The organism is Phenylobacterium sp., from assembly GCF_004799395.1.
GTDB lineage: Bacteria > Pseudomonadota > Alphaproteobacteria > Caulobacterales > Caulobacteraceae > Phenylobacterium.
On sequence record NZ_SSMZ01000171.1, the window covers coordinates 41860 to 56397 of the forward strand.

General features: G+C 69.5%; 16 protein-coding genes. 2 read left to right on the forward strand and 14 right to left on the reverse strand.

Annotation, left to right across the window (positions count from 1 at the left end; all coding sequences use genetic code 11):
* Positions 1–22 precede the first annotated feature (22 nt).
* On the forward strand, positions 23–2011 hold the full coding sequence (locus E8A12_RS11395) for a PAS domain-containing sensor histidine kinase (protein WP_293368731.1): 1989 nt from the start codon (positions 23–25) through the stop codon (positions 2009–2011).
* Here E8A12_RS11395 and E8A12_RS11400 read toward each other — a convergent pair.
* Positions 1984–4233 (reverse strand): ATP-binding protein, encoded by a 2250-nt coding sequence (locus tag E8A12_RS11400; protein WP_293368733.1) that lies wholly within the window; start codon positions 4231–4233, stop codon positions 1984–1986. The two genes, E8A12_RS11395 and E8A12_RS11400, sit on opposite strands and share 28 nt — an antisense overlap.
* Positions 4234–4503: 270 nt before the next feature.
* On the reverse strand, positions 4504–5049 hold the full coding sequence (locus E8A12_RS11405; protein ID WP_293368735.1) for a MarR family transcriptional regulator: 546 nt from the start codon (positions 5047–5049) through the stop codon (positions 4504–4506).
* Positions 5050–5199: 150 nt separating this feature from the next.
* On the opposite strand from E8A12_RS11405, the gene E8A12_RS11410 reads away from it, so the two are divergent.
* On the forward strand, positions 5200–5532 hold the full coding sequence (locus E8A12_RS11410; RefSeq protein WP_293368737.1) for a hypothetical protein: 333 nt from the start codon (positions 5200–5202) through the stop codon (positions 5530–5532).
* Between the two features lie 4 nt (positions 5533–5536).
* Here the strand turns inward: E8A12_RS11410 and E8A12_RS11415 are convergent, their stop codons facing one another.
* From E8A12_RS11415 to E8A12_RS11470, 12 genes are all read right to left on the reverse strand, one after another.
* Positions 5537–6001 carry a hypothetical protein gene (locus tag E8A12_RS11415; RefSeq protein WP_293368739.1) on the reverse strand — a complete coding sequence of 155 codons (465 nt, stop codon included), beginning with the start codon at positions 5999–6001 and terminating at the stop codon, positions 5537–5539.
* A complete protein-coding gene (locus tag E8A12_RS11420) occupies positions 5998–6600 on the reverse strand; it encodes a response regulator (protein WP_293368741.1) in 603 nt (200 codons plus the stop codon). Before E8A12_RS11420 ends, E8A12_RS11415 begins: the two co-directional genes overlap by 4 nt.
* A gap of 3 nt (positions 6601–6603) precedes the next feature.
* Positions 6604–6978: a hypothetical protein gene (locus E8A12_RS11425; protein WP_293368743.1), complete on the reverse strand. Its 375-nt coding sequence runs from the start codon at positions 6976–6978 to the stop codon at positions 6604–6606.
* Entirely contained in the window at positions 6978–7562 is a 585-nt protein-coding gene (locus E8A12_RS11430) for a chemotaxis protein CheD (protein ID WP_293368745.1), read from the reverse strand. Before E8A12_RS11430 ends, E8A12_RS11425 begins: the two co-directional genes overlap by 1 nt.
* Positions 7559–7948, reverse strand: coding sequence for a response regulator (locus E8A12_RS11435; RefSeq protein WP_293368747.1), 390 nt, complete (start codon positions 7946–7948; stop codon positions 7559–7561). The genes E8A12_RS11430 and E8A12_RS11435 overlap by 4 nt, the downstream gene beginning before the upstream one ends.
* Positions 7948–8970, reverse strand: coding sequence for a chemotaxis response regulator protein-glutamate methylesterase (locus tag E8A12_RS11440; RefSeq protein WP_293368749.1), 1023 nt, complete (start codon positions 8968–8970; stop codon positions 7948–7950). Before E8A12_RS11440 ends, E8A12_RS11435 begins: the two co-directional genes overlap by 1 nt.
* On the reverse strand, positions 8967–9857 hold the full coding sequence (locus tag E8A12_RS11445) for a protein-glutamate O-methyltransferase (RefSeq protein ID WP_293368751.1): 891 nt from the start codon (positions 9855–9857) through the stop codon (positions 8967–8969). Before E8A12_RS11445 ends, E8A12_RS11440 begins: the two co-directional genes overlap by 4 nt.
* Positions 9854–10327: a chemotaxis protein CheW gene (locus tag E8A12_RS11450; RefSeq protein ID WP_293368753.1), complete on the reverse strand. Its 474-nt coding sequence runs from the start codon at positions 10325–10327 to the stop codon at positions 9854–9856. Before E8A12_RS11450 ends, E8A12_RS11445 begins: the two co-directional genes overlap by 4 nt.
* Before the next feature lie 5 nt (positions 10328–10332).
* Positions 10333–12507, reverse strand: coding sequence for a chemotaxis protein CheA (locus E8A12_RS11455; protein WP_293368755.1), 2175 nt, complete (start codon positions 12505–12507; stop codon positions 10333–10335).
* 17 nt (positions 12508–12524) lie between these two features.
* Positions 12525–12890, reverse strand: a complete 366-nt coding sequence (locus tag E8A12_RS11460; RefSeq protein WP_293368757.1) for a response regulator — start codon at positions 12888–12890, stop codon at positions 12525–12527.
* A 4-nt stretch (positions 12891–12894) separates the two neighbouring features.
* Positions 12895–13197, reverse strand: coding sequence for an STAS domain-containing protein (locus E8A12_RS11465; RefSeq protein WP_293368759.1), 303 nt, complete (start codon positions 13195–13197; stop codon positions 12895–12897).
* A gap of 8 nt (positions 13198–13205) precedes the next feature.
* Positions 13206–14538: methyl-accepting chemotaxis protein (locus tag E8A12_RS11470; protein ID WP_293368761.1), on the reverse strand; the 1333-nt coding region annotated here is incomplete at its 5' end.

The following is a 14538-nucleotide window of genomic DNA, read 5'->3' on the forward strand; positions in this document are numbered from 1 at the left end:
CCAACCTAGAGTCCTTTCCGACATGATCCCGCCGCTTCCCCCAGAGATCGACGCCCCTGCGCCCTCGGGTCGCACCCGCGCGCCCGGACATCCCGACGCCGAGGTGCAGCGTATCCGCGAGCTGTTCGACCAGGCGCCCGGCTGCATGATTGTCTTCACCGGACCCGAGCACGTGGTGCAGATGGCCAATCCGGCGCACCTGGCGTTCACCGGCCTGAAGGCCTCGATCATCGGCCAGCCGGCGCGCCTCGGAATGCCCCGCGGCTATTCCCGCGGCTTCGGGCGGATGCTCGACGAGGTCTATGCGACCGGGAAGCCGCACATCCAGCGGGCCACCAAACTGCTGGTCACCCGCTATCCTGGCGGTCCCGACGAAGAGGCTTACGGCGACTTCGTGCTGCAGCCGCTGCGCGACGCCGACGGCGTCATCTATGGCGTCTTCTGCCAGGGCCATGAGGTGACCGTCGAGAAGCTTGCCGCCGACGAACTGCGCGCCAGCCGCGAGCAGCTGAAGACCGCGCTGGAGGCCGCCCAGGCGATTTTCGACAACTCCCACGACATCATCTGCGTCGTCGGCATGGACGGGCGTTTCCAGCAGGTGAACCAGCACGCCGAACGGCTTTGGGGCTATCGGCCCGAGGAGATGATCGGGCGCTGCTACCAGGACTTCTTGCATCCGGAGGATCAGGAGAGAGGCGGCGACCTGGCTCGCCAGATCGGCCGCGGCGTCACGCTCCCGCCCTTCGTCAATCGCCACCTGCACAAGGACGGCACGGTGATCCCGGTGATGTGGTCGGCGGTGCGCTCGGAGTCCAAGGACACCGTGATCAGCATCGGCCGCGACATGCGCGAGCACATGGCCGCCGAGGAGAAGCTGCGCCAGGCCCAGAAGATGGAAGCCATCGGGCGGCTGACCGGCGGCATCGCCCACGACTTCAACAACCTGCTGACCGTAGTCATCGGCTCGACCGAGAGCCTGGCCGACGGACTGGACCAGGCGCCGGAACTTCGGGCGCTCGCGCGGCTGGCGCTGGACGCGGCCGAGCGCGGAGCGGAGCTGGTGAGCCGACTGCTGGCCTTCGCGCGCACCCAGCCGCTTGCCCCGCGCGCCATCGACTGTACGAGCTTCCTGCACGACCTGCTGCCGATCCTGCAGCGCACCATCGACAGCCAGGTGAAGATCGACCTCAAGACCGGCGATGCCCCGCTGTTCTGCCTGGCCGACCGCACCCAGCTGACCTCGGCGATGCTCAATCTGGCGATCAACGCGCGCGACGCCATGCCGCTGGGCGGGCGCCTCACCCTCGGCGCGGCTCGCGAGGCGGCCGCCGACGGCGACGGGCGGAGCCACATTTTGCTGTCGGTGGAGGACACCGGCGAGGGCATGTCGGCCCAGACCCGCTGCCGCGCGCTCGAGCCCTTCTTCACCACCAAGCCCGAGGGCGAGGGCTCGGGCCTGGGACTAAGCATGGTGCATGGCTTCGCCAGCCAGTCGGGCGGGCGGCTGGAGATCGACTCCGAGCCCGGCCGAGGTGCGCGGGTGCGCATCTATCTGCCCGAGACCGCCGCCCCGGACCCGCAGGCTCCTGCCGAGGCGGAGGCGGCCGCAGCGACGGCCGCGCCGCGCCACGTCCTGCTGGTCGAGGACGACGACCTGCTCCGCGATCAGGTGCAGCGCCAACTGACCTCGCTGGGATGTCGGGTCACCGCCCAGCGCAACGGCCACGACGCGTTGCGCCGGCTGGACGCCAGCTCGGACATCGACCTCTTGATGACCGACATCGTCATGCCCGGCGGCATGAACGGCCGCCAGCTGGCCGACCGGGTGCGAGGGCTGAACCCGGATCTGCGTGTGCTGTTCACCTCCGGCCACACCGACGAGCCGTCGATCCGCGCCCTGCGCATGGACGGTCGGTCCGGGTTCCTGGGCAAGCCCTATCGGCGCGCCGACCTGGCCCGCGAGTTGGCGGCGGCGTTCGGCGATCAGCCGGCGGCGGCGATCGGCGGCTGAGCCTGCTGCGCGGCGACGGCGCTCAGTAGCGCCGCGAACAGCGCCTCCACATTGATCGGCTTGGAGACCACCTCGGTCATGCCGGCGGCGCGGTAGCTGGCCACCTGGTGGATCATGGCGTTGGCGGTGACGGCAATGATCGGCGTCGGGGCCCGGCCGAGCTCCGCCTCGCGGGTGCGGATGCGGCGCGTGGCGGTCGGGCCGTCCATCTGCGGCATCTGGACGTCCATCAGGATCACATCCCAGTCGGCCGTCTCCCAGGCCTCCACCGCCTCGAGGCCGTTCTCGACGAAGGCCGGCTCGATATCGATCTGCGCCAGCAGCGCCTTCAGCACCATGCGGTTCACCGGATTGTCCTCCGCCGCCAGGACCCGCAACGGCCCGCCGGCGATCGCGGGCGCGCCGAACCGCGCGGCCGGCGCGTGGCTGCGGGTCATGGGCAGGTCCACGATGAAGACGCTGCCGCGGCCGGGCATGCTGCAGGCGCTGATGTCGCCGCCCATGGCCTGGGCAAGCTGGCGGCAGATAGCCAGGCCCAGGCCCGCGCCGCCGTAGCGCCGGGTCGGCGAGGAGTCGGCGAGCGCGAAGGTCTCGAACAGCGCCGCGATCCGGTCCGGAGCAATCCCGATGCCGGTGTCGCTGACCTCGAGGCGCACGCCGCGCTCGGTGCGTCCCAGGCGCACCGCCACCTCGCCCTGATGGGTGAACTTGATGGCGTTGGAGATCAGGTTGCCGAGGATCTGTCGCAGCCGCCCGGCGTCGGCCTCGTAGCCTCCAGAAGCCCCTGGATCGAGGTCGAGCACGAAGGCCAGTCCGCGCGAAGCGGCTTCCGCCGAATAGGCCGCGTGAACACTCTCCACCAGGGCCGACACATCGCAGTCGGCGCGGATGATTTCGAGGCCGCCCGCTTCGATCTTCGACAGGTCCAGCAGATCGTCGACGATCGCCAGCAAGGCCGAGCCGCTGTCGCTGATCACCCGCAAGCGCTGGCGCTGCAGCCTCGACAGCGGATTGAGCGCCATGGCCTGGGCCATGCCGAGGACGCCGTTCAAGGGCGTGCGGATCTCGTGGCTGATCAGCGTCAGGAAATCGCTCTTGGCGCGGTTGGCCACCTCCGCCGCCTGCAGCGCCTCGCGCTGTTCGCGCGCCGCGCGCCGCGCCTCGGTGACGTCGACGTAGGTGGCCAAGCACAGGCTCCAGGGCGCGCCCGGATCGGGGGCCACGCGGTAGTGGACCTCGACCTCCAGCGTCCCGCCGCCGGCGCAGATCATCTCCGCCGTGAAAATCGGAATGACGCCGTCCTCGTCGATCTCGTTCAGCGCCGCGCAGAAGGCGTCGAGCGAGCTCTCAGTGAAGTGCGACCCCGCGAGCTGGTCGCCGCACAGCTCCGTGGCGACCTCATTGGCTTCCAGCATGCGGATATGGGCGAAGACCTCGGCCACCGACGAAACCCTGGCCTTCAACCGGTCGCCCAGGCGTGCGCCCGCGAGCTTGCCCTTGGCGTCCAGGAGCCGGTACAGGGCCGAGGCGTCGAAGCACAGCCGCGCCATCGGGCTGTGGTGGAAGATCATCCGCCAGCGCTGACGGCCCTCCATGGCCGTCTGGCCGGCATGTGACAGGCCCTCAAGCGCCGCCTTCAGCGTCTGGCCTCGCGCATAGAAGGCGCTGGCCATGCGCAGGATGAAGACGGTGAACACCACGGCGGCGGTCGCCATCAAGAGGATGTCGGGGGTGGTCACCTGATAGCCGGCCTGTCGCGCCAGGATCGGGCCGGCCATCAGCATGATCGACGCCGGCGCCACCAGGACGATGGTAGCCAGGCGCGAGCCGCAGCACATCATCGCGTTGTTCAGGCTGGTTGCGCACAACACCAGCACGGCCTCGGCGAGGTGCATCGGGGTCGGCGGCTGCGACAGGATCAGCGCCGATGCGGCGAAGCTGGCGCCTGAGAGAACATAGCTCGCAGCCACCAGGACGACGCCCGCGCGGGTGCGGGGCCGATGCAGCAGCCATTGGCTGAGACGGCTGTCGATCAGGCCGCACACCAGCGTCGTGGCGGCCCAGATCGCGACGAACTCGCGCTCGCCGCCGAGCCAGGACAGACCGGCCACGAGCGTGACCTGGAATGTGCGCGTCCACATGTTGCAGGCGCGCCAGGCCATGGCGCGCTCGAACGGGTCGCTGGGCGCCACAGGCACGGCCGGAAACAGGCCTGCGGTCATTTGACGGATTCCCCCAGGAGCGCGATGCGCATCCGCAAAGGCGTGACCCAACAGCCCGGCGCGGACTGCGCCGCCGGCTTGCCGGCGGCATCAGGGGCGACTGCGGCGAGGGCCAGGACGACGTTCGGCGAGGGGCGGCAACCAGGGCTGTTGAGCACGGCGGATATCCAGGTGGGTTCGCAGGGAAGCTGCGCCCTTCCAGATAATTCATCGTTAAAAGTGGGAATTTCCGGGAATTCCCGGTCGGAAGACGGCCGCCAGCGGCGCGGACTACGCCTCCTCGGGCGGCGCAGTGGCGCCGAAGTTGAGCAGGTCGATGGCGAGCTCGCCCTCGCCGGCCAGCTTCAGGAGCGCCTCCTGCAGGACGCGGGTCGCTTCGCGCAGGCGCTTGGGATCGACCTCCGACAGCACGCGACGATTGCGGTCCTTAAGGATCTCGACAGCCTGGCTGTAGACCGTCTTGCCATGCGTCGTGAGCTGCAGATTGATCTGGCGCCGATCGCGGTCGGGAACGATGCGCTCGACGACCCCGCGTGTGACCAGCTGGTCGACCGCGCGGGTGAGCGTCGTCCTATCGATCGTGCTGAACCGAGCGAGCGCGGTCATGGTGCAGGACTCCAGGCGCCGGATGATCGCCAACGAGCGCCATTGCGCCAGATTGAGGCCCACCGGCGCCAGCTCGCGGTCGAAGAAGAGGTCCCGCTGCCGCGCCGCCTGGAACAGCAGGTAGAAGAAGTATTCCGGCGGCCCCAACGGGAACTCGCCATCGGGGTCTACGGAGTTTGCGGGGGGACGAAGCGTGCGCGCGGCTGTCATGGGCCGGGCACTCAAGGCCAATTCGAGCGGCGCCACAATGAGCAGCTGAGAAATTTCGTTATGCAATATGTGCAAATGCACATTTTTAGCTTCGATTAACCTGCCACGGCTAAGCCTGAGGCCAGATCATCCCCCAGAGAGACGACCGTCGTGCGTGAGATTCCGGCCCTGGCCGAACCCGATCGTGATGTCCTGCGTGCGCTGGACGCCGATCTTCAGGCCTCGCTGGCGTTGAGCCGCGCGACGCTCCGGGCGCTCTCCGCGCTCTCGCCGATGCTCAACACCGCCGCCGACGCCGCCCTCGAGGAGGAGGCCGCCCGCGCCGTCGAGCGCGCCGCGCCACAACGGACGCTCGATATCGTCGAGGATATCCGCCGGCGCCTGCAGCACGCTCCGGTCGAGGCGAGGATCGCGCGAGCCCTGGAGCGCGCCCTGGTCGACGCCGCCGAGGCCCTGCCGGTCCGCGCCGCCCGCGTCGCCTGAGCAGCTACGACTGCGCGGACACGAACCGCGCGCGCACCTTGCGCAGTCCCGCCAGCACCGACAGCGCGCCTTCCGACCGCCCGGTTGCGAGCAGGCGGATGCCATCCACATGCACGTCGACGGCCGACCAGTTGATCGTCTCGCCATTGCGGAAGCCGTGCAGCAGATCGCACAGGCTGCAGGCCGCCTCCGCCAGCGCATCCAGCTCATAGACACACGCCACGCCGAAGATGGCGTTGCTGATGTTGTAGAGGCCCTTCATCGTGTCCTGTGCGCCCGCGCCGCGGTCGCCCGCCGAAAGCACGGCGAGCTGGTCGGCCTTGGTGGCCAGGGCCGCGATGCACTGCTCACGCACCGACTCAATCCGCTGCTCAGCGCCGCGCACCGCCTCTTCGACGGTCTTGCCGCCCGGCGAACGGGCGACCTTCGCCAGGCGGTTCTCCACCTTGAAAATGCGAGCAACGCTCATCGCGAAATGGCTTTCGGTTGGAACAGGGCGTCGATTTCGTCCTGTTCGAGGTTGGGGGTCTTGGCCTCACCGACTTCCACGGAGAGGTCGTCGTGGCGGCGGCCTTTCATGCCCACCGGCGGGCCGATCGAACGGACCCGGCGGTCGGGGCCGCAGTAGCCGGGCGAGGTCACGAACGCGCGGGGATCGCTGAGCAGCCAGATGATGCGCTGCATCATGACCAGGGGCAGCACGGGCTTGCGCACCACAAAGCTCGCCCCGGCGTCGCGGCCCCGGAAGATCTGCGACGATGTCGTATGGCCCGTCACCAGGATCGCCGGCGCCCAGGCGTTGGGTGAACCGCAACGGCGCAACCAGCTGATGAAGTCGTAGCCGTCGGTGTCGGCCAACTGGCTGTCGACCACCACGAGGTTCAGGTCCCGCTCGCCGACGACGGTCATGGCCTCGGCCCCCGCGGCGCAACGCCGTGGGGTGTGCACGCCGAAGCCGGCGAACATCTGGGCCAGGATTTCCAGGCCATCAGCGTCGCCGCCGACGATCAGCACCTCGGCGGTCGACAGGTTGACGCGTTCCTGGCGCCGGAACGGGACGGTCGACATGGCCTAGTCGAGGTCCGCGAACAGCTGCAGCTCGCCATCGTCGACGAGCGCCGCCGGCGCGGGCTGCGCTCCGGAGAGCCGCCGCGCCTGCTCGGCGAGCGTCAGCCCCATGACCGCGGCGTGGACGTCGGTGGTCACATTGGTCGGCGCCGACGCGGCCAGCACGCGCAGGAAGGCGGCCATTCCCTCCAGGCGCTGGCTCAACAGATCGACGGCCTGAACCTCGGTGAGGAAACCGGAGTCGGGCGTTCCGCGGTCGGCGGTCAGCCGGGCGATCGACGTCTGCAGACGGTCGCTGAGCCGCGCCAGGTCGGCCAGTTCGATCGCCGCCAGGTTCAACGGCTCGGCCAGGGGGCGCAGGGTTGGTCCGCTGTACATCAGAAGAGCTCCAGGGCGCCGGATTGTTCGGGCGGAGGCGGGGCCGCCGCGCGGGGGCGCTCGGCGGCGAACACGCGGGAATTGGCGGCTTCCAGCAGCACCTGCCGGGCGCGGCCGCTCACCGGCCAATACTGGATGCGCCGCGCACGCCGGCCGCGCAGCGACCCACCGGCCGCCTGAAGTCCCTCGTCGCGCACGAAGCGCTCGGCGAACTCGGCGTTCTGGGAGCCGACATCGGTGAGCCCGTCGATCAGCCGCGCGCCGCCGAACAGCTTGACCTCCAGCCGGTCGCGGCGCGCGCCACGGCGCAGGAGCGCGTTGACCAGCAGTTCCATCGACTGGACGCCGTAGCGCAGGCCCTCGCCGCCGCTCTCGCCCGGCAAGAGGAAGTGGTTCATGCCGCCGACGCCGGCCACCGGATCTCGCACGCACGCGGCCACGCACGATCCCAGGATCGTGGTCAGCACCACGTCGGCGTCGTCGCAGACGTGGAACTCGCCCTGGATCACGTGGATCTTGCGAGGCTCGGCCCCCGCAGCCGCGTCCCTGCGGTCGGCCTGCCAATCGGCGGCGGTCAGGTTCATTGCAGCGCGCCGAAGACCGCTTCGATCTTTTCGCGCAGGACCGCCACCGTGAACGGCTTCACGAGGTAGTTGTTGACCCCGAACTGCACGGCCCGCTGGACCAGGTCCTTGTCGGCCCGGCCGGTCAGCATGATGAAGGCGGTCTTCTGGATCGGCGGGTGAGCCCGCACCGCGCGCAGCAGGCCCAGACCGTCCAGCTTCGGCATGTTGAAATCGGAGATCACCAGGCCGACCTGGCGGGTCAGCATCTGACGCAGGCCTTCCTCGCCGTCCGGAGCTTCATGGATGTTCTTGAAGCCGAGCTCCTGCAGGCCGCTGCGCACGAGCGAGCGGATGGTCTGCTGATCGTCGACGATGAGGCAGTTGATAGTCGCAGCGGCAGGCATCAGCGGGGCCCTTCCCGGTTGGTGAGTTGACGGATTGCGGGGCCGATCTTTTCCAGCGGCAGCTGGCGTTCGACGGCGCCGATTTCAAAGGCGGCCTTGGGCATGCCGTAGACCACTGACGTGGCCTCGTTCTGGCCCAGGGTGCGGCCGCCGGCCTCGCGGATGGAGAGCAGCCCGCGGGCCCCATCGCGGCCCATCCCAGTCAGGATCACCCCGACGGCGCGGGCCTTGGCGGTGCGCGCCACGGACTCGAAGAGGCGGTCCACCGACGGGCAGTGGCCGCTCATCGGCGGGCCGGGCGTGACCCGGCAGCGCAGGTGGTTGACCCCGTCGATCTCCAGATGGCTGTCGCCGCCCGGGGCCAGGAACACCTTGCCCGCCGCCAGGGGGTCGCCGTCGCGGGCTTCCCGCACCTCGGCCGCGCAGGTCCTGTTCAGGCGCTCGGCGAAGCTCTTGGTGAAGGTCGCTGGCATGTGCTGGGTGATCACCGTCGGCGCGCAGTTGGCCGGCAGGCGCTCGACCAGCGCCAGCAGGGCCTCGACCCCGCCCGTGGAGGATCCGATGGCCACCACCCGGTCGCCCGGCGCGAAGTGGCCGTCCGGCTCGCAGGCAGCCGGGGCGACCCGCTGCGGGCGCACACGGGCCGACGCGGCGGCGCGGACCTTGTCGGGCAGGGCGTCGAAGGCGCGCGGCGTGCCGGATGTGGGCTTGGCCACGCAGTCGACCGCGCCCAGCTCCAGCGCCGCGAGCGTGATCTCCGCGCCGCGGGTGGTCAGAGTCGACACCATGACCACGGGCATGGGCCGCAGCCGCATCAGCCGCTCGAGGAAGTCGAGTCCGTTCATGTTCGGCATCTCGACGTCCAGGGTGATGACGTCGGGGTTCAGCGCCTTGATCGCCTCGCGGGCCTGCAACGGGTCGGCGGCTTCGCCGACCACTTCGAACTCGGGATCCGCCGAAAGGGACGCAGCGATCAACTTGCGCATGGTGGCGCTGTCGTCGACGATCAGGACACGGATCATCGTCCGCTCTCCCGCGTCAGACGGTAGGTGGTGATTCCGTCCGGTTCGAAGGCCGCCGCGGCGGGACCCGCCACCCGTTCCGAGTGGCCGATATAGAGCCGCCCGCCGAGCGGCAGCAGCGGCGCGAACCGGCTCCACAGGCGCGCCTGGGTTTCGTCGTCGAAATAGATCGCCACGTTGCGGCAGAAGATGGCGTCGAACTTGCCCTTCATCGGCCACTCGCCGATCAGGTTTAGCTCGTTGAATGTGATCAGCGCGCGGGCCTCACCAGCCATTTGCACCGCGCCGGGTCTTCCGGCCGCAGGCGAGGTCCAGCGGCGCAGATATTCCGCCGGAATGCCCGTGAGCAGCCCTTCAGCATAGACCCCGGTGCGCGCGTCAGCGACCATGTTGGGGTCGATGTCGGTGGCCAGGATCTTGATGTCGAGGTTGGCGGCGTCGGGGGCCAGCGACAGGATCGTCATGGCCGCCGAATAGGGCTCCTGGCCGCTGGAACAAGCGGCCGACCAGATGCGAATCTTGCCGCCGGCCTTGGCCGCGGCCAGCAGTGGAGGCAGCACCTTGTCGCGCAGGTGGTCGAAGTGGTGCGGCTCGCGGAAGAAGCGCGTGACGTTGGTGGTCAAGGCCGCCAGCATCTTCTGCCGTTCGTCCACGCCGTCCTGACCCGCGACCAGGGCGCAATAGTCCTGGAAGCTCGCCAGGCCCAGCGCACGAAGGCGCTTGGCCAGGCGCGAGTAGACCAGGGTCGCCTTGGTTTCATGAAGCGAGATGCCCGCGTCGCCATGCACCATGGCGGCGATCTTGCGGAAGTCGCCTTCGGTGAAGAGGAATTCCCCTTCGACCATGGCGGCGGGCGCGCGGGACTTCAGGGCGGCGGTGGCGGTCATGCGGCTTCCAGCTCGAAGTCGGGGAGAACGCGCTCCAGACCGATCAGGCTGATCATGCGGCCGTCGATGGCCAGCAGTCCGCGCACGAACAACTTGGCCGTGTCGGAAGCGACATCCGGGGTCGGCTGAATCACGTCGTCGGTGACGGTGAGGATGTCGGACACCGCGTCGACCAGCAGGCCCACGACCTGCTCGCCGATCTGGGCGACGATGATCACGTGGCGATCGGAGGTCTCGGAGCTTTCGAAGCCCAGGCGCGCGGCCAGGTCGACGATCGGCAGCACCGCGCCGCGCAGATTGATCACGCCACGGACGAATGGCGGCGACTGCGGCAGCGCGGTGGCCGCGGTCCAGCCGCGGATCTCCCGCACGGCCATGATGTCGACGCAGAACTCCTGGGCGCCGATCCGGAAGGAGATCAGCTCACGCAGGCCGCCGGCGGCGTTGAGGTTGGCGTTGGTCTGGGTCATGAGGTTCAACCTGTCGCCGCAAGGCGCTTTTCTGCGCGAAGGGAGTCGGCGCCGCGGGACACCGCGACGATGGTGTCGATGTCGAGGATCAGCGCCACGCGGCCATCGCCGAGGATCGTCGCCGCCGCCACGCCCGGCACCTGGCGGTAGTTGGCTTCCAGCGACTTGATGACCACCTGGCGCTGGCCCTGGATGGCGTCGACCAGCAGGGCCGCGCGCGCGCCGCCCTCCCCTTCGATCAGCAGGGCCACGCCCTGGGTCGCGTCAAGCGGGCCGGCGCGGTACCCCAGGGCCATGCCCACGTCGATCAGCGGCACATAGGTGTCACGGATGGCGATCACCCTCGCCGAACCGCCCAGGCTGTGCACGTCGCCGGCCTTGGGAAGCAGGGTCTCGACGATGGCGGTGATCGGCGCGACCAGGGTCTGGCCCTGGACGGAGACCACCATGCCGTCGAGCACCGCCAGGGTCAGCGGCAGGCTCATGGTGAAGGTCGAGCCCTTGCCGGGGCGGGACGAGATGGTGATCCGCCCGCCCAGCGCCTGGATGGAGCGGCGCACCACGTCCATGCCGACGCCGCGGCCGGAAATGTCCGAGACCTCGCTCGCGGTGGAAAAGCCCGGCATGAAGATCAGGTTGTCGATCTCCTCGTCGCTCAGCGCGGCGTCAGGCGCGACCAGGCCCTTCTCGATGGCGATCGACTTGACCCGCTCGCGGTTGATTCCGCCGCCGTCGTCGGCGACCTCGATCACGATGCGGCCCGAACGGTGGGCCGCGGTCAGGCGCACGACGCCTTCCGCCGGCTTGCCCGCCGCGGCGCGCTTTTCCGGGCTCTCGAGGCCATGGTCGATGGCGTTGCGGATCATGTGCGTCAGCGGATCGGCGAGGCGCTCGATGACGGTCTTGTCGACCTCGGTGCCCTCGCCTTCGGTGACCAGACGGACAGGCTTGCCGGTCATGGCCGCGACCTCGCGGACCAGACGCGGCATCCGCTGAAATACGGACTTCACCGGCTGGGCGCGGATGGCCATGACGCTGTCCTGGATCTCGCGGGTGAGCTGCTCCAGCTCATCGAGGCCCATGGCGACGCCGGAGGCACGGGCGAAGCCGGCCTCCATGACCCGCTGGGACAGCATGGCCTGGTTGATCACAAGCTCGCCGACCAGGTCGATGAGCCGGTCGACGCGCTCCAGGTCGACGCGAATGGTGGCGCCGGCCTCCGGCTTGCGGGGCTGACCCTGGCCGTCGGGGGGGGATGACGGATCTGCCGGGGTCGCCACGGCGGCCGGGGCCGGCGCGGCCGGGGGGACCTGTTGCGGCGACGGAGGTTCCGCCACAGCTTGCACACGCGCCAGCAGGGCGCCGATGTCCAGGGTCTCGCCGGGATCTTCAACAGGGGTCGCGGACGCTTCGCCTTCCGCCGCGACGGCGGCCAACGGGCTCACCTCCAGCTCGCAGTCGCCGTCCACGAATTCGAACACCTCGCGGATCGACGTCTCGTCGGCGTCGCCGGTGACGGTGACGGTCCAGGCCAGGTAGGCGGCCTCAGGATCGAGCTCTGTGAGCGCCGGGAGACCGGAGGCGTCCAACTCCACAGTCGTCTGGCCAAGGCGGCCGAGTTCGCGCAGCAGCAGGGCAGCCTCATTGGCCTTGGCGTAGAGGTCGGCGCGCGGTTTGAAGCTCACACGCCAGCCGCTCGGACCGGCCGGCGCGGCGGGAACATCGACGGACATCGGCTTGAACTCGAAGTCGCCCCAGTCCTCTTCGCCTTCGGACTCCTCGCCGGCGGTCGCGCCGTTGGGGTCAAGCGCCTTCAGCTCTTCGGCGAGTTCGGCGGTGTGCGCCTCATCAACGGCCGAGCCGTCGTGCGCGGCGCGCACATGGTCGGCCAGCACGTCGGCGGCGCGCAGCAGGGTCTTCAGCACCTCGTTGGTGGGTGCGAGCCGGCCCGAGCGCATCTCGTCCAGCGCCGTTTCGAAGACGTGCGCGAAGCGGACCAGCGCCTCGAGGCTGAAGGCTCCGGCGCCGCCCTTGATCGAGTGCACCGCGCGGAAGACGGCGTTGATCGTCTCCGGATCGGTGTCGCCGGCCTCCATGGCCAGCAGGCCGTTTTCCAGCTCGGCGAGCTGTTCCTCGCACTCCTGGAAAAAGGTCTCGCGAATTGCCGCTAGGGGATCCATGACGGTCTGGTCCAGGTTCAGGCGGCGACGCGGCGGATCGCGTCCACCAGCTTCACAGGGTTGAAGGGCTTGACGATCCAGCCGGTGGCGCCGGCCATCCGTGCACGGTTCTTCTTCTCGGCGTCGCTCTCGGTGGTCAGCACCAGGATCGGCACGCCGCGGTATTGCGGATCCGAGCGGACCTCCTCGATGAAGCCGAAGCCGTCCATGCGCGGCATGTTGATGTCGGTGACGATGACCGTCGGGGCCTCGGCCGCCAGGACCTCCAGTCCATGCAGGCCGTCCTCGGCCTGGACCACGCGGTAGCCGGCCTCGGTCAGCGCCAGGCGCAGCATCTCGCGCATGGTCCGGGAGTCGTCGACAGTGAGAACGGTCATGCTCATGGGATCAGTCCTGAACGGCGGTGGCGAGGGCGAGGTCGGGGCAGCCCATAAGGGCGGCGGCGTCGGCGAACTCCGGCGAGGGATCGACCACCCGCCAGGGCAGGCCATCGCTCGACCAGAGGGCGCGGGCGGCGAGCAGCACCTGCAGGCACTGAGCTCCCATCCGCTGCACGCCAGAGGCGTCGAGAGTGGCGGGCTTGCCGCGGGCGGCGAGAAGTTCGGCCGCCAGAGGCGCCGCCGCCGTCAGGTCGAGGCTGTCAGCCAGGACCAGCGGGGCCGCCGTGGTGTCGTCTGTGATCGTGGTCATGGCGGTTCCTAGAACTCGTCCCAGCTGTCTTCATGGGTGGCGAGGGCCGCGCCGCCGGAGCGGTGGGCGACGGTCTTCATGGCGGTGACCGTGCGCGGCTGCGGCTGGGGGGTATGCGCCGCATGGCCGTGCGCCTTCACCTCGCCCACGTCGAAGCGTGAGATCAGCCGGGCGAGGGTGTCGGCCTCGCTGGTCAGCGCGTGGGATGCGGCGGTGGCTTCCTCGACCATGGCGGCGTTCTGCTGGGTCACCTGGTCCATCTGGTTGACGGCGGTGTTGACCTGCTGAAGCCCGGTGGACTGCTCCTCGGCAGAGGCCGCGATCTCGGTGACCACCCCGTTGATCTGGGCGACCTGGGTGACGATCCGCTCCAGCACCTTGCCGGTCTCGCCGACCAGGTTGACGCCTCGATCCACCTGTTGCGATGAGGCCGAGATCAACGCCTTGATCTCCTTGGCCGCGTCAGCGGAACGCTGGGCGAGCGCCCGCACTTCGGAAGCCACGACCGCGAAGCCCCGACCCGCATCGCCGGCTCGGGCCGCTTCGACCCCGGCGTTCAGCGCCAGCAGGTTGGTCTGGAAGGCGATCTCGTCGATCACCCCGATGATCTGGCTGATCTGCTGGGCGGAGTTCTCGATCTCGCTCATGGCGGCGACCGCGTCGCGGACGACGACGCCGGAGCGTTCCGCATCGGCCCGGGCCAAGCCCACGGCGTCACGCGCCTGGCCCGCGCCCTCGGCGGTCTTGCGGACTGTGGCGGTGATTTCGTCGAGAGCCGCGGCGGTCTCTTCCAGGCTGGCGGCCTGCTGCTCGGTGCGGCGCGACAGGTTGTCGGAGGCCTGGCTGATCTCGGTGGAGGCGGTGCGCACGCCGGCCGAGTTGGTGGCCACCTCGGAGATGGTGCGCTGCATCTGCTCCATGGCCGCGTTGAAGTCGGCGCGCAGCTTCTCGTAGCTCGGCGCAAACGCCTGGCTCAGGCGGAATGTGAGCACGCCCGCGGCCAGTCGCTCCAGGCCCTGGGCCAGGCCGTCGACCACCTGGCTCTGCTGCTGGGCCGTCGCCGCGCGCTCGACTTCAGCGGCCTTGCGGGCGTCCTCGGTGGCCCGGCGCTGCTCAGCGGATTCAGCCTCCAGGCGCACCTTTTCGATGGCCGCGTCCTTGAAGTGCTGCACCGCATCGGCCATCCGGCCGACCTCGTCCTTGCGGCCCACCGCCGGGATCTCCACCGCGTGGTCGCCCGAGGCCAGCTTGCCCATGGCGTCGGTCATCCTGGAGATCGGACCCGCGATCGCACGGCTCAGCAGCCAGCCCATCAGGATCGAAAGAACGATCGAAAGCGCC

Bases quoted from the DNA above. Each gene is read 5' to 3' on its own strand.
- E8A12_RS11440 (WP_293368749.1), bottom strand. From the start codon at position 8,970: ATGATCCGTGTCCTGATCGTCGACGACAGCGCCACCATGCGCAAGTTG.
- E8A12_RS11465 (WP_293368759.1), bottom strand. From the start codon at position 13,197: ATGACCACGATCACAGACGACACCACGGCGGCCCCGCTGGTCCTGGCT.
- E8A12_RS11460 (WP_293368757.1), bottom strand. From the start codon at position 12,890: ATGAGCATGACCGTTCTCACTGTCGACGACTCCCGGACCATGCGCGAG.
- E8A12_RS11445 (WP_293368751.1), bottom strand. From the start codon at position 9,857: ATGACCGCCACCGCCGCCCTGAAGTCCCGCGCGCCCGCCGCCATGGTC.
- E8A12_RS11400 (WP_293368733.1), bottom strand. From the start codon at position 4,233: ATGACCGCAGGCCTGTTTCCGGCCGTGCCTGTGGCGCCCAGCGACCCG.
- E8A12_RS11420 (WP_293368741.1), bottom strand. From the start codon at position 6,600: ATGTCGACCGTCCCGTTCCGGCGCCAGGAACGCGTCAACCTGTCGACC.
- E8A12_RS11415 (WP_293368739.1), bottom strand. From the start codon at position 6,001: ATGAGCGTTGCTCGCATTTTCAAGGTGGAGAACCGCCTGGCGAAGGTC.
- E8A12_RS11405 (WP_293368735.1), bottom strand. From the start codon at position 5,049: ATGACAGCCGCGCGCACGCTTCGTCCCCCCGCAAACTCCGTAGACCCC.
- E8A12_RS11455 (WP_293368755.1), bottom strand. From the start codon at position 12,507: ATGGATCCCCTAGCGGCAATTCGCGAGACCTTTTTCCAGGAGTGCGAG.
- E8A12_RS11435 (WP_293368747.1), bottom strand. From the start codon at position 7,948: ATGCCTGCCGCTGCGACTATCAACTGCCTCATCGTCGACGATCAGCAG.
- E8A12_RS11430 (WP_293368745.1), bottom strand. From the start codon at position 7,562: ATGAACCTGACCGCCGCCGATTGGCAGGCCGACCGCAGGGACGCGGCT.
- E8A12_RS11395 (WP_293368731.1), top strand. From the start codon at position 23: ATGATCCCGCCGCTTCCCCCAGAGATCGACGCCCCTGCGCCCTCGGGT.
- E8A12_RS11450 (WP_293368753.1), bottom strand. From the start codon at position 10,327: ATGACCCAGACCAACGCCAACCTCAACGCCGCCGGCGGCCTGCGTGAG.
- E8A12_RS11425 (WP_293368743.1), bottom strand. From the start codon at position 6,978: ATGTACAGCGGACCAACCCTGCGCCCCCTGGCCGAGCCGTTGAACCTG.